The sequence below is a fragment of the Pseudomonas soli genome (genome assembly GCF_021283165.2).
Lineage (GTDB): Bacteria > Pseudomonadota > Gammaproteobacteria > Pseudomonadales > Pseudomonadaceae > Aquipseudomonas > Aquipseudomonas soli.
This window is the reverse complement of sequence record NZ_CP128543.1, coordinates 3,374,044-3,387,941: the sequence shown is the minus strand read 5'-3', so window position 1 is coordinate 3,387,941 and position 13,898 is coordinate 3,374,044. Positions and strand designations below refer to the sequence as shown.

Annotated in this window: 11 protein-coding genes; 8 read left to right on the top strand and 3 right to left on the bottom strand. The window is 65.9% G+C overall.

Features of this window, described 5'->3' with window-relative positions; all coding sequences use genetic code 11:
* Positions 1-424 precede the first annotated feature (424 nt).
* From peaA to LU688_RS15610, 5 genes are all read left to right on the top strand, one after another.
* The gene (gene peaA, locus LU688_RS15630; protein WP_160291206.1) at positions 425-1,990 is read left to right on the top strand and encodes a quinohemoprotein amine dehydrogenase subunit alpha; all 1,566 of its coding nucleotides are present in this window, start codon (positions 425-427) and stop codon (positions 1,988-1,990) included.
* A 36-nt stretch (positions 1,991-2,026) separates the two neighbouring features.
* Positions 2,027-3,457 carry a quinohemoprotein amine dehydrogenase maturation protein gene (gene peaB, locus LU688_RS15625; protein ID WP_160291207.1) on the top strand — a complete coding sequence of 477 codons (1,431 nt, stop codon included), beginning with the start codon at positions 2,027-2,029 and terminating at the stop codon, positions 3,455-3,457.
* A 1-nt stretch (position 3,458) separates the two neighbouring features.
* The gene (gene qhpC, locus LU688_RS15620; RefSeq protein WP_160291208.1) at positions 3,459-3,782 is read left to right on the top strand and encodes a quinohemoprotein amine dehydrogenase subunit gamma; all 324 of its coding nucleotides are present in this window, start codon (positions 3,459-3,461) and stop codon (positions 3,780-3,782) included.
* A 19-nt stretch (positions 3,783-3,801) separates the two neighbouring features.
* A complete protein-coding gene (gene peaD / locus LU688_RS15615; protein WP_160291209.1) occupies positions 3,802-4,923 on the top strand; it encodes a quinohemoprotein amine dehydrogenase subunit beta in 1,122 nt (373 codons plus the stop codon).
* A 108-nt stretch (positions 4,924-5,031) separates the two neighbouring features.
* Entirely contained in the window at positions 5,032-6,714 is a 1,683-nt protein-coding gene (locus tag LU688_RS15610) for an AMP-binding protein (protein ID WP_094012538.1), read from the top strand.
* Between the two features lie 12 nt (positions 6,715-6,726).
* On the opposite strand, the gene LU688_RS15605 is transcribed toward LU688_RS15610, so the two are convergent.
* From LU688_RS15605 to LU688_RS15595, 3 genes are all read right to left on the bottom strand, one after another.
* Entirely contained in the window at positions 6,727-7,284 is a 558-nt protein-coding gene (locus LU688_RS15605) for a TetR/AcrR family transcriptional regulator (RefSeq protein WP_094012537.1), read from the bottom strand.
* 155 nt (positions 7,285-7,439) lie between these two features.
* On the bottom strand, positions 7,440-8,591 hold the full coding sequence (locus LU688_RS15600; RefSeq protein WP_038706259.1) for an acyl-CoA dehydrogenase family protein: 1,152 nt from the start codon (positions 8,589-8,591) through the stop codon (positions 7,440-7,442).
* A 16-nt stretch (positions 8,592-8,607) separates the two neighbouring features.
* A complete protein-coding gene (locus LU688_RS15595; protein ID WP_160291210.1) occupies positions 8,608-9,678 on the bottom strand; it encodes an enoyl-CoA hydratase/isomerase family protein in 1,071 nt (356 codons plus the stop codon).
* Positions 9,679-9,996: 318 nt separating this feature from the next.
* On the opposite strand from LU688_RS15595, the gene LU688_RS15590 reads away from it, so the two are divergent.
* The 3 genes from LU688_RS15590 (at position 9,997) to LU688_RS15580 (ending at position 13,816) form a co-directional block, all read left to right on the top strand.
* Positions 9,997-10,845 (top strand): helix-turn-helix transcriptional regulator, encoded by an 849-nt coding sequence (locus LU688_RS15590; RefSeq protein WP_038706257.1) that lies wholly within the window; start codon positions 9,997-9,999, stop codon positions 10,843-10,845.
* Positions 10,846-10,911: 66 nt separating this feature from the next.
* Positions 10,912-12,402: an aldehyde dehydrogenase gene (locus tag LU688_RS15585; RefSeq protein ID WP_160291211.1), complete on the top strand. Its 1,491-nt coding sequence runs from the start codon at positions 10,912-10,914 to the stop codon at positions 12,400-12,402.
* A 22-nt stretch (positions 12,403-12,424) separates the two neighbouring features.
* Positions 12,425-13,816 (top strand): aspartate aminotransferase family protein, encoded by a 1,392-nt coding sequence (locus tag LU688_RS15580; RefSeq protein WP_232888283.1) that lies wholly within the window; start codon positions 12,425-12,427, stop codon positions 13,814-13,816.
* Positions 13,817-13,898 lie beyond the last annotated feature (82 nt).

Below are 13,898 nucleotides of genomic sequence, written 5' to 3'. Positions count from 1 at the left end.
CAACGCGTTCACAGCCCTTGATACATGTGGTTTTCGCGTTACATGGCATGCAGTCAGGGAGGCTTGAGCTGTTGCACATTGAGACTGCGTGAGACGCAGATGAAACGGACCGCTGTGCGGGTCAATCGCCGGCAAGCCGGCTTCCACAGGTACGGCGTTGCTCTCGAAGCTGGCTAGATCCCTGTGGGAGCTTGCTTGCCAGCGATGGCCTGCGCAGCAGGCCCCGTGTCTCAAGGTGAAACACCTCGTCGCGAAATGGCACGTTCGGCCACAGCCTGCGCTGCTGGGGTTTGCCCCTGCTCAGCGTTCAAATCGTTGATGCACAACATATTTGCCGCAATTGGCATACTTCCTGTATCGCTACTGTCAGATGCACACCGCAGCGTGCGAATAACGATAAGAACGATACCGTGGAGGTCTGACCTTGAAGACGACTCGACTCCGGCGGCAGGCGGGCACACTGGCGCTGGTCGCCACCGCACTGCTGTCCGCCCAGGCCATGGCGGCCGAGCAGGGCCCGAGCCTGTTGCAGAACAAGTGCATGGGGTGCCATATCCCCGAAGGCAACGACAGCTACAGCCGCATCAGCCACCAGCGCAAGACCCCCGAGGGCTGGCTGATGAGCATCGCCCGCATGCAGGTGATGCATGGCTTGCAGATCAGCGACGACGACCGTCGCACCCTGGTCAAGTACCTGGCCGACAAGCAGGGCCTGGCGCCCAGCGAGACCGACGGTGTGCGCTATGCCATGGAGCGCCGGCTCAATACCGTCGAACACTTCGACGACCAGCTCAGCCAGATGTGCGGCCGCTGCCACTCCGGCGCCCGGGTCGCGCTGCAACGGCGCCCGGCCAAGGAGTGGGAGCACCTGGTCAACTTCCACCTCGGCCAATGGCCGTCCCTCGAATACCAGGCCCAGGCCCGCGACCGCGACTGGCTGGACATCGCCCTCAAGCAGATGGTGCCCGACCTTGCCAAGCGCTTCCCCCTCGACAACCCGGCCTGGGCCGAGTGGCTCAAGGCCCGGCCCGAGTCCAAGATACTGGCCGGGCAATGGGCGTTCAGCGGCCATATGCTGGCCAAGGGTGACGTGCGTGGGGTGATGACGGTCAGCGCCGAGCAGGGCGACACCTTCAAGGTCGAGGTCAAGGGCGCCTACGCCGACGGCACGCCGTTCAACGGCAGCGGTTCGGCGATCCTCTACAACGGCTATGAATGGCGCGGCAACGTCAAGGTCGGCGAGGCCAACCTGCGCCAGGTGTTCGCCGCCATCGACGGGCAGATGAAGGGCCGCATGTTCGAGGCCGAGCACGACGAGCGCGGCCTGGACTTCAGTGCGGCTAAGGCCGGGCAGGGGCGGCTGCTGGCGGTGCAGCCGGCGTTCATCAAGACCGGCAGCGACAGCGAGATCACCCTGGTGGGCAGTGACCTGTTCGGCAAGCCAGACTTGGGCGCGGGCGTGCAGGTGACCGAAGTGCTGGAGTCGACGCCGACCCTGATCCGGGTCAAGGCACGGGCCGCCAAGGATGCCGCCGCCGGCCCCCGCGAGGTGGCGGTGGGCGCGCTCAAGGGCGTGCAACTGGCGGTGTACGACAAGGTCGATGAGGTCAAGGTGGTGCCGGCGTTCTCCATCGCCCGCATCGGCGAGAACGGCGCCTCGGTGCCGAAGGTGCAGGGCCGCTTCGAGGCTGAAGCCTGGGGCAAGGACGCCAGTGGCCAGCCGCTGCGCATCGGCTACCTGCCGGCCACCTGGAAAGTCGAGCCGTTCAACGAACGGGCGGTCGAGGACGAGGACGTCAGGTTCGCCGGGCAGATGCAGGCCGACGGCGTGTTCGTGCCGGGCGGGGCAGGGCCCAACCCCGAGCGCAAGATGATGACCAACAACGCCGGCAACCTGAAGGTGATCGCCACCCTCGCCGACGGTGGCCAGCAGGGCGAGGGCCACATGATCGTCACTGTGCAGCGCTGGAACAATCCGCCGCTGCCATAGGCATCAACCTGACCAATTGCTTATCGGGAGGTCGCCATGGGCGCACTACTGAACCTGGTCGAACGCAACCTGCACGAAGTGCAGGTCGATGCCGACCGCATGCTGTTCCATATCCCCAGCAGTTCGCTGTTCGCCATCGACGCGGTGACCGGCGGCATCATCGACACCCTGCGCCGCCAGGGCTGCTCCGCCGAGGAGCTGCTGCAGCAGCTCGGCCAGCAGTTCGACGGCCAGGACATCGAGGAAACCCTGCGCGAGCTGATCGCCCTGGAAGTGGTCAGCGACGGCTCGCCGCTGACCCCGGAAATCGCCCTGAAACAGGTCGAGCGCACCGCGCTGAACACCGTGGTGCTCAACGTCAACACCGGCTGCAACCTCAGCTGCACGTACTGCTACAAGGAGGACCTCGACAAGCCCTCCGCCGGCAAGAAGATGAACAGCGCCACCGCCGAAGCCTCGGTGGAGATGCTGCTCAAGGAGTCGCCGAACGAGGAGCGCTACAGCGTGGTGTTCTTCGGCGGCGAGCCGCTGTCCAACCGAGCGTTGATCGAGCACATGGTGGCGTACTGCGAGCGACGCTTCGCCGAGGCGGGCAAGCAGGTCGAGTTCATCATGACCACCAATGCCACGCTGCTCACCGAAGAGATCGTCGACTGGCTCGACGCCCATCGCTTCGGCCTGTCGATCAGCATCGACGGGCCCAAGACCGTGCACGATCGCAACCGCATCACCGTGGGCGGGCAGGGCACCTACGACGTGGTGCGGCGCAAGGCCGACATGCTGCTGTCGCGCTACCGCAGCCGGCCGGTGGGGGCCCGGGTGACGCTGACCCGTGGCATCACCGATGTCGAGACCATCTGGAACCACCTGTTCAACGAGATGGGCTTCGCCGAGGTGGGGTTCGCCCCGGTGACCTCCGGTGACATGGCCGACTTCAACCTCAGCGGCGACGAGCTGGTACAGGTGTTCGCCAACATGAAGGCCCTCGGCCGGCGTTATCTGGAGGCGGCGCTGGCGCACCGCAACATCGGTTTCTCCAACCTGCACCAGCTGATCACCGACATTCACGAAGGCCACAAGAAGGCCCTGCCATGCGGTGCCGGGCTGAAGATGCTGGCAGTGGACCACGAGGGCGAGTTGAACCTGTGCCACCGCTTCACCGGCTCCAGCCTGCCGACCTTCGGCAATGTGCACCAGGGCGTGAAGCAGGCGCAGCTCAACGATTTTCTCTCGCAGCGCCTGGACCGCAGCGGCACCGGCTGCGACAGCTGCCGCATCCGCAACCTGTGTTCCGGCGGTTGCTACCACGAAAGCTACGCCCGCTACGGCGACCCGCAGCATCCGACCTACCACTATTGCGAGCTGATGCGCGACTGGGTCGACTTCGGCATCGAGGTCTACAGCCGCATCATGGCCGCCAACCCGGCCTTCATCGATCGCTATATCACTCCCCGGAAGGCGCACTGACATGAAGCACCTCAAACCGCTGAACAACAAGGCGCGCATCCTCGAGCAGGCGGCCGCCGAAGATCGCGTCGAGGACGTGCTGGCGATGAGCGCCGTGGCCGGCTGCACCGCCACCACCGACCCGGGCTGGGAAGTGGACGCCTTCGGTGGCGTCAGCTCGCTGTGCCAGCCGATGGAGGCCGACCTGTACGGTTGCTCCGACCCTTGCTGGTGGCCAGCCCAGGTGCCGGACATGATGAGCACCTACCAGGACTGGAACGCCCAGGCGACCAACTCCGCCGAAGACTGGCGCAACCTCGGCGCCGTATTCCCGAAAGACAAATAGAACGACAAGGGGAAACCGCATGAAACCTGGATTCTGCGCGCAACTCGCGCTCACCGTCGCCGCCACGGCCTGCGCCTGGGCGGCCCAGGCCGACGACGCAGGCAAGGCCCTGAAGGCCGGCCATGAATACCTGATCGCCACCAACTACCCGAACAACCTGCACGTGGTCGAGGTGGCCAGCGACACGCTGTACAAGACCTGCCGCATGCCCGATTCGTTCGGCCCCGGTACGGCGATGATGGCGCCGGACAACCGCACCGCCTACGTGCTCAACAATCATTTCGCCGATATCTATGGCATCGACCTGGACAGTTGCAAGACCACTTTCCACGCAAACCTGTCCAGCGTGCCGGGCGAGGTCGGCAAGGCCATGTACTCCTTCGCCATCAGCCCCGACGGCAAGGAGGTGTACGCCACGGTCAACCCCAGCCAGCGCCTGAACGACCACTATGTGGTCAAGCCGCCGCGCCTGGAGGTGTTCCGCACCGGCGACGGCCTGGATGCCAAGCCCGTGCGCAGCTTCCCAATGCCGCGCCAGGTGTACCTGATGCGCGCCGCCGACGACGGCAGTCTCTATGTGGCCGGGCCGGACATCTACAAGCTGGACGTCAACACCGGCAAATACACCGTCGCACTGCCGCTGCGCAGCTGGAACCGCCCGGGCTACAGCGCGCCGGACGTGCTGTACTTCTGGCCGCACCAGAGCTCGTTGCACGAGTTCTCGATGCTCTACACCATCGCGAAATTCAAGGACGCCAAGCAGGACCCGGCAACCGCCGAGCCGCTGTACGGCTACCTGAGTATCGACCTGAAGACCGGTAAGGCCCATACCCAGGAGTTCGCCGAGCTGACCGAGCTGTACTTCACCGGCCTGCGCTCGCCGAAGGACCCGAATCAGATGTACGGCGTGCTCAATCGCCTGGCCCGCTACGACATCGCGCAGAAGAAGCTGGTCAAGGCCGCCAACCTGGACCATACCTACTACTGCGTGACCTTCGACAAGGCCGGCGACAAGCTCTACCTGGGCGGAACGTTCAACGACCTGGCGGTGTTCGACCCCAATACACTGGAGAAGGTGGGAAACATCAAACTGCCCGGTGGCGACATGTCGACCACCACGCCGCAGGTGTTCGTTCGCTAACGCCATCGCGGGGCAAGCCCGCTCCCACGCCGACCACACTGGACCGGTGGGAGCGGGCTTGGCCCGCGATAGGGCCACGTCAGGCAAAACAAAGACACGAGACAGCCCATGCCACAGCCCAGCCACACCGTAGGCAGCAACGCCATTCCCTTGCTCAACTTGTGCATCGGCGACGCCTTCGACACCACCGTCGCCCGCTTCCCCGACCGCGAGGCGCTGATCGTCCGCCATCAGCAGTTGCGCTACACCTGGCGGCAGCTGGCCGATGCGGTCAACCAGCACGCCCGCGCGCTGATGGCCCTGGGCGTGCAGGTCGGCGACCGCTTAGGGATCTGGGCGCCCAACTGCGCCGAATGGTGCATCACCCAGTTCGCCAGCGCCAAGATCGGTGCGATCCTGGTCAACATCAACCCGGCCTACCGCAGCAGCGAACTGGAATACGCCCTGGGCCAGTCGGCCTGCCAGTGGGTGATCTGCGCCGACGCCTTCAAGACCTCTGACTACCACGCCATGCTGCTGGATCTGGTGCCCGAACTTCGCGCCTGCCGAGCGGGCGAGCTGCAAAGCGCGCGCCTGCCAGCGTTACGCGGGGTCATCAGCCTGGCGGCCACGCCACCTGGTGGCTTGCTGGCCTGGTCGGCGTTGCAGGCCCGTGCCGGTGAAACCGCCCCCGGGCAACTCGCCACGCGCCAGGCCAGCCTGCACCAGCACGCGCCGATCAACATCCAGTACACCTCCGGCACTACCGGGTTTCCCAAGGGCGCGACCCTCAGCCACCACAACATCCTCAATAACGGCTACATGGTCGGTGAAAGCCTCGGATTGACCGAGCATGACCGGCTGGTGGTACCGGTGCCGCTGTACCACTGCTTTGGCATGGTCATGGCCAACCTCGGCTGCATGACCCACGGCAGCACCCTGATCTACCCCAATGACGCCTTCGATCCGCTGCTCACCCTGCAGGCCGTGGCCGAAGAACGCGCCACTGCCCTGTACGGCGTGCCGACCATGTTCATCGCCGAACTCGACCACCCGCGTCGCCATGAATTCGACCTGTCCAGCCTGCGCACCGGGATCATGGCTGGCGCCACCTGCCCGATCGAGGTGATGCGCCGGGTGATCGACGAAATGCACATGGGCGAGGTGCAGATCGCCTACGGCATGACCGAGACCAGCCCGGTGTCGTTGCAGACCGGCGCCGCCGACGACCTGGAGCGCCGGGTGACCAGTGTTGGCCGCACCCAGCCGTGGCTGCAGAGCAAGGTGATCGACAGCGTAGGCACCACCCTGGCACGCGGCGAGATCGGCGAGCTGTGCACCCGCGGCTACAGTGTGATGCTCGGCTACTGGGACAACCCCAAGGCCACCGCCGAGAGCATCGACGCCGAGGGCTGGATGCACACCGGCGACCTGGCGGTGATGGACGAACAGGGCTACGTGTGCATCGTCGGGCGCAGCAAGGACATGATCATCCGCGGTGGCGAAAACATCTATCCGCGGGAGCTGGAGGAGTTCTTCTTCACCCACCCGGCGGTGGCCGACGTGCAGGTGATCGGCATCCCCTGCAGCCGCTATGGCGAGGAGATCGTCGCCTGGATTCGCCTGCACCCGGGGCAGGCCCTGGGCGAGGAAGAACTGCGTGAATGGGCGCGGGCGCGCATCGCGCATTTCAAGGTGCCACGCCATTTCCGCTTCGTCGATGAATTCCCCATGACGGTGACCGGCAAGGTGCAGAAGTTCAGGATGCGCGAGATCAGCATCGAGGCGCTGGCGGGCGAGCAGGGGCGGTAGACGCCCTCAGCTTCAGGCCTGGGCCCGCGCGCCATTGAGGAATAGCTGCTCCAAGGTCTGCGCGGTGTTGGCGCTGGCGGCGCGGCCGCGGCGCTCGGCATCGACCATGCCGTAGATCATGGTCATGAACATTTCGGTGAACACCGCCGCGCTGATGTCGATGCGCAGCACGCCCAGTTGCTGGGCACGCAGGAAGAACGCGTCCATGGCCTGGGTGTAGGCCTGCCAGCGCAAGTCCTCGGCGTTGTTGAGCAGAGTGTCGGGGCGGTACTGGAACATCAGGAACACCAGCATTTCGCGGTGCTTGAGGTGTTCGGCGATCAGGTGGCGAATGCCGACCAAGGGTTCGGTGCGCTCCAGGTCCGCTTCCTGGATGACCTGGTTGAGTACGTGCTCGCCGTGGTCCTCGAGCAGGTTCACCAGATTTTCGCGGGTGCCGCAGAAGCGGTGCAGGGTGGCCTTGCTGACCCCGGCGGTTTCCGCCAGCTCTTTCAAGGTGGCGCGGGGATGGACGACAATGGCATGGGCCAGCGCCTTGAGCAGGCGTTCTTCTTGGAGGGATCTGCGTATAGGGACCTCAGTCGGGGTTCGGCTGTCGGGCAGGCGAAAAGAGACGAAAGATCCATCACTGTATCATATGAGACGAATAAATCTCATGGATTGAATCATTCATCGTCGGTCAAGCCTGCTCCACCGTGGAGCGGGCTTGACCGACGATGGGTACGTCAGATCGGATAATGCTTCAGTTCACGGGCGATCAGCATGCGCTGGATCTCGCTGGACCCCTCGTATATCTGGGTGATCCGCGCATCCCGATAGTACTTCTCCACCGGGTAGTCTTCGAGGTAGCCGTAGCCGCCATGCACCTGGATCGCCATCGAGCAGACCCGCTCGGCCATCTCGGAGGCGAACAGCTTGGCCTGGGAGGCCTCCGACAGGCAAGGCTTGCCCGCGCTGCGCAGACGCGCGGCGTGCAGGATCAGCAGGCGGCTGGCGTTGATCTGCACCTGCATGTCGGCCAGCAGGTTGGCGATGCTCTGGTGCTCGTTGATCGGCTTGCCGAACTGGATGCGCTCGCGGGAGTAGGTCAGTGCCGCCTCGAAGGCTGCGCGGGCGATACCCAGGGCCTGGGCGGCGATGCCGATGCGCCCGCCTTCGAGGTTGGACAGGGCGATGGCCAGGCCCTTGCCGCGTTCGCCGAGCAGGTTGGCGGCCGGGATGCGGCAGTTGTCCAGGGTCACCGCGCAGGTGTCGGAGGCGCGGATGCCCATCTTGTGTTCGCTGCGGTCGACCTTGAACCCAGGGTTGTCGGTGGGCACCAGGAACGCCGAGAGGCCTTTCTTGCCCAGCTCCGGGTCGGTCACGGCGAAGACGATGGCCAGCTTGGCGCGGCGGGCATTGCTGACGAACTGCTTGGCGCCATTGATCACCCACTGGCCATCGACCAGTTCGGCGCGGGTGCGCAGGTTGTGGGCCTCGGAGCCGGCCTGGGGCTCGGTCAGGCAGAAGCAGCCGATCACCTCGCCGCTGGCCAGTGGCGGCAGCCAGGCCTGCTGTTGTTCGGGCGTGCCGTAGGCCAGCAACGGGCCACAGCCCACCGAGTTGTGGATGCTCATCAGCGCCCCGATGGCGCCGTCGCCGGCGGCGATCTCCTCGACTGCCAGGGCATAGGCGACGTAGTCGGTGTAGCTGCCGCCGAAGTCCTCCGGCACCACCATGCCGAGCAGGCCCAGCTCGCCCATCTTGCGTACCACGTCGTCATCGATCCAGGCGGCTTTCTCCCAGGCTTGGGCATGGGGGGCGATCTCGCCGCGGGCGAAATCGCGCGCCATGTCGCGGATCATGATCTGTTCTTCGCTCAGTTCCAGGTCTTGCATCTGTGTACTCCCGGGCTCACAGGCCTTCGAAGAATTGGTCGACGCGCTGCGCGGTGAGTTCGCCCAGGGTCGGCGGGTTCCAGCGCGGCTGCTTGTCCTTGTCGATGATCAGGGCGCGCACGCCCTCGATGATGTCGCCGTACTCGAACCACTGGCGGTCGATGTGCAGTTCCATGGCGAAACAGTCTTCCAGGCTCAGGTGGCGGCCACGGCGCAGCAGCTCCAGGGTCACGGCCATGGCCAGCGGCGAGCGGGTTTCCAGCAGGGCGGCAGTCTCCAGCGCCCACGGGTGGCTGTCGCCGATGGTCACGGCGCGCAGCTGTTCGATGATGCTGGGCAAGTCGGGCAGGGCGAAGAAGTGGTCAATCACCGGGCGCAGGCGCGCCAGCGGGGCGTCTTCGAGCACCTGGGTGCCGAGCTTGGCCAGCAGGCCCTGCAGGTCCTTGAGCGGGTGCTCGCCGAACACCAGGCGGTCCAGGCCGTCATCCAGCGCGGCCAGCCTGGCGCTGTCCAGGTACCAGTCGGCGAGGCCGCAGTACAGGGCGTCGGCGGCCTTGATTTGCGTGCCGCTGACACCCAGGTAGATGCCCAGCTCGCCGGGCACGCGGGACAGGAAGTAGCTGCCGCCGACGTCCGGGAAGTAGCCGATACCCACCTCCGGCATTCCCAGGCGGCTGCGCTCGGTGACGATGCGCAGGTCGCAGCCCTGGGCCAGGCCCATGCCGCCGCCGAGGGTGAAGCCGTCCATCAATACCAGCACCGGCTTGCGGTAGCGGTGCAGGCACAGGTCCAGGGCATACTCCTCGACGAAGAAATCCTCGTGCAGCTTTTCGCCGGCCTTGAAGCTGTCGTGCAGCGAGCGGATGTCGCCGCCGGCGCAGAAACCCTTGGGGCCCTCGCCACGCAGCATCACGGCCTGCACCTGCGGATCCTGCGCCCATTGGTCGAGGTGATGCTGCAGGCTGCGCACCATGTCCAGGGTCAGGGCATTGAGGCCGGCGGGACGGTTGAGGGTGAGGTGGCCAATGTGGTTGCGGACCTCGGCCAGTACCTGATCCGTTGCCGAGGATTGAGCGTGCGCGGTCATCGCGGTCTCCCTGCTTTGTTATTGATTTTCCAAGTGAAGTCCTGGAGTGCGCGAGCGGATCGGTCGATCCTGTCATGCAAATTTACCTTGCACAATTGGCAAATCTGCAGGGCTGCCGTGCATTTTTGTCGTCACGCGCGCTCTTGGTCGAGGCAGCCACTGTAGCAACTACCGGTTACCTGTAGGAGCGGAGCTTGCCACGCGATGGCGTCGCTACAGGTTGAACGACGCTCGCCTCTCACCCCGAAGGGTGATAGCCGCCTCCGTCCCCCCATGAAACAATCCCGGCCAGCACTCACCCTGGCGGGGAAGACAATAATGAGCAATGCCCAGCTGAATTCGCCCGACTGGTATGCGCAGATGGCCCGTGTGGTCGACGCCATCGGCACCCCAGGCTTCGTCGAGGCACTGTTCGCCGCGCTCAACCAGCTGGCAGCGTGCCAGGCCATCACCGTGTTCCTGTATCCGCGCAAGGGCCTGCCGTCGGCGCTGTTCGCCAAGGACGACGAGGGGCCCTGGCTGCCCGAGGGCAACGTGCAGAAGTACCTCGAAGGCTACTACCTGTTGTGCCCGTTCTACCGCGCCTGCATGGACGGAGTGCCCGCCGGTTGCTATCGCCTGAGCGATGTCGCCCCCGACCACTTCAAGCGCAGCGAGTACTACACCTCGTTCTACCAGCACGCGCACCTGGAGGACGAACTCAACTACCTGGTGCCGCTGGACGCCCAACTGACCATCGCAGTGGCCCTGGGCAGTACCCGACGCCTGGGCAGTCGCCAGGTGGCCGAGCTCAAGTGCGTCGCCGCCTGGGTGGTGGCGGTGGTGCGCCGCCACTGGGGGCAGCTGGATGCCGAGGCCCTGGGCGGGCGCTTCGAAAGCGCGCTGGGGCGGCAGATCAACGCCGCGCTGAACAACTTCGGCTCGTCCTTGCTCACCGAGCGTGAGTGCCATATTGCCCAGTACCTGCTGCGCGGCCATTCCACGCGTTCGCTGGCCGAGCGCCTGGGCATCAGCGAAGACACGGTCAAGACCCACCGCAAGAACCTCTACGCCAAGCTCGATATCGCCACCCAGGCCGAGCTGTTCTCGCTGTTCATCGCCTCGCTGGCCCAGGCCCAGGAAGGCTTGAGCAAGGACCCGCTGGAAAGCTACCTGCGACGGCGCTGACCACCGCTTCACCTCATCCAGACAACGACAATCACCGGCCCGCGTGTGGCCGGAGGGGAGACCTGCGTGCATACGAAAAGCGATTGGCTGCAGCGCGCCGCGCGGCAAAGCTTCATCACCACCGCGTTGATCGACGGACGCCCGGTGGTGGCCCGCGACGGCGCCACCTTCGCCGCCATCAACCCGGCGACCGAGCAGTGCCTGGCCCAGGTCGCCGCCTGTGCCGACAGCGAGATCGACCAGGCGGTGCGCGCCGCCCGCCGTGCCTTCGAGCATGGACCCTGGGCGCGCATGGCGCCGGCCGAGCGCAAGCGCGTGCTGCTGCGCCTGGCCGAGTTGATGCTGGCCCACCGCGAGGAGCTGGCGCTGCTCGACTCGTTGAACATGGGCAAGCCGGTGATGGACGCCTACAGCATCGATGTGCCCGGCGCGGCCCAGGTGTTCGCCTGGTATGGCGAGGCGCTGGACAAGCTCTATGACCAGGTCGCGCCGACCGCCGCCAGCGCGGTGGCGATGATCAGCCGCGAGGCGTTGGGCGTGGTCGGCGCGGTGGTGCCGTGGAACTTCCCCTTGGACATGGCCGCCTGGAAGGTCGCCCCGGCGCTCGCCGCAGGCAACAGCGTGGTGCTCAAGCCCGCCGAGCAGTCGCCGTTCTCGGCCCTGCGCCTGGCCGAGCTGGCCCTGGAGGCCGGGTTGCCGGAAGGGGTGCTCAGCGTGGTGCCGGGCCTGGGCGAAACCGCTGGCCGGGCTTTGGGCCTGCACCCGGACGTGGACTGCCTGGTGTTCACCGGCTCCACCCAGGTGGGCAAGTACTTCATGCAGTATTCGGCGCAGTCGAACCTCAAGCAGGTGTGGCTCGAATGCGGCGGCAAAAGCCCGAACCTAGTGTTCGACGACTGCCGCGACCTCGACCTGGCGGCGCAGAAGGCCGCGTTCGGCATCTTCTTCAACCAGGGCGAGGTGTGCTCGGCCAATTCGCGGCTGTATGTGCAGCGCTCGATCCACGACGAATTCGTCGAGCGTCTGCTGCGCCAGGCCCGCGAATGGCTGCCGGGCGACCCGCTGGACCCGGCCAGCCGTGCCGGCGCCATCGTCGATGCCACGCAGACCGCGCGAGTCGAGGCCGCCATCGGCCAAGCCCGGGAGCAGGGCGCGCGTCTGCGCTGCGGCGGCGAGCGCCTGAGCGTGAATGGCTCGCGCAACTTCATCACGCCGACGATCTTCACCGACGTACGCCAGGACATGGCCCTGGCCCGCGACGAAATCTTCGGCCCGGTGCTGGCGGTCAGCGCTTTCGACGACGAGGAGCAGGCCATCGCCCTGGCCAACGACAGCGTCTATGGCCTGGCCGCGTCGGTGTGGAGCGACGATCTCAACCGCGCCCACCGCGTGGCCAAGCGGCTCAGGGCCGGCACAGTGTCGGTCAACACCGTCGACGCCCTGGACGTGACCGTGCCCTTCGGCGGCGGGCGCCAGTCCGGTTTCGGCCGCGACCTCTCGCTGCATTCGTTCGACAAGTACACCCAGCTCAAGACCACCTGGATCCAGCTGCGCTGACATTCACCCGAGGAGAACAACAATGAACGCACCCATCATCCCGGCGACCGGCAAACGCGATACCCGCGACTACCAGGCTGGCGACGCCGCCCACCACATCCACGCCTTCCTCGACCAGAAGGCGCTCAACGCCGAGGGACCGCGGGTCATCACCCGCGGCGAGGGCCTGTACCTGTGGGACAACGACGGCCGCCGCTACCTGGACGGCATGTCCGGCCTGTGGTGCACCCAGCTCGGCTATGGCCGTAAGGACCTGACCGCCGCCGCCGCCGCACAGATGGACCAGCTGCCGTACTACAACATGTTCTTCCACACCACCCACCCGGCGGTGATCGAGCTGTCCGAGCTGCTGTTCAGCCTGCTGCCCGGCCACTACAGTCACGCCATCTACACCAACTCCGGCTCCGAGGCCAACGAGGTGCTGATCCGCACCGTGCGCCGCTACTGGCAGGTGGTCGGCCAGCCGCGCAAGAAGATCATGATCGGCCGCTGGAACGGCTACCACGGCTCGACCCTGGCGGCCACGGCGCTGGGCGGCATGAAGTTCATGCACGAGATGGGCGGGTTGATCCCGGATGTGGCGCATATCGATGAACCGTACTGGTTCGCCGCCGGTGGCGAGCTGACTCCGGCGGAATTCGGCCGCCGTTGCGCCTTGCAACTGGAAGAGAAGATCCTCGAACTGGGCGCCGAGAATGTCGCAGGTTTCATCGCCGAGCCGTTCCAGGGCGCCGGCGGCATGATTTTCCCGCCCGAGAGCTACTGGCCGGAGATCCAGCGCATCTGCCGCCAGTACGACGTGCTGCTGTGCGCCGACGAGGTTATCGGTGGGTTCGGCCGCACCGGCGAATGGTTCGCCCACCAGCACTTCGGCTTCGAGCCGGATACCCTGTCCATCGCCAAGGGCCTGACCAGCGGCTACGTGCCCATGGGCGGTTTGGTGCTGAGCAAGCGTATCGCCGAGGCTTTGGTGGAGCGGGGCGGGGTGTTCGCCCACGGCCTGACCTATTCCGGCCACCCGGTGGCGGCGGCGGTGGCCATCGCCAACCTCAAGGCCCTGCGCGACGAGGGTATCGTGCGCCGGGTCAAGGACGACACCGGCCCGTACCTGCAGCGTATCCTGCGCGAGGTGTTCGCCGATCACCCGTTGATCGGTGAAGTACAGGGCACCGGCCTGGTGGCAGCCTTACAGTTCGCCGAGGACAAGGCCACGCGCAAGCGCTTCGCCAACGAGAACGACCTGGCCTGGCAGTGCCGCACCTTTGGTTTCGAGGAAGGCGTGATCATCCGCTCCACCCTGGGGCGAATGATCATGGCCCCGGCCCTGGTGGCCAGCCGTGGCGAGCTGGACGAACTGGTGGAAAAGACGCGTATCGCGGTGGACCGTGTGGCGCGATCGGTGGGCCGCGGCTGAAACCCGGGGCCCATCGCCGGCAAGCCGGCTCCCACAGGGGGCGCGCAATTCGTGAGCTCTGCGCTGTACCTGTGGGAGCCGG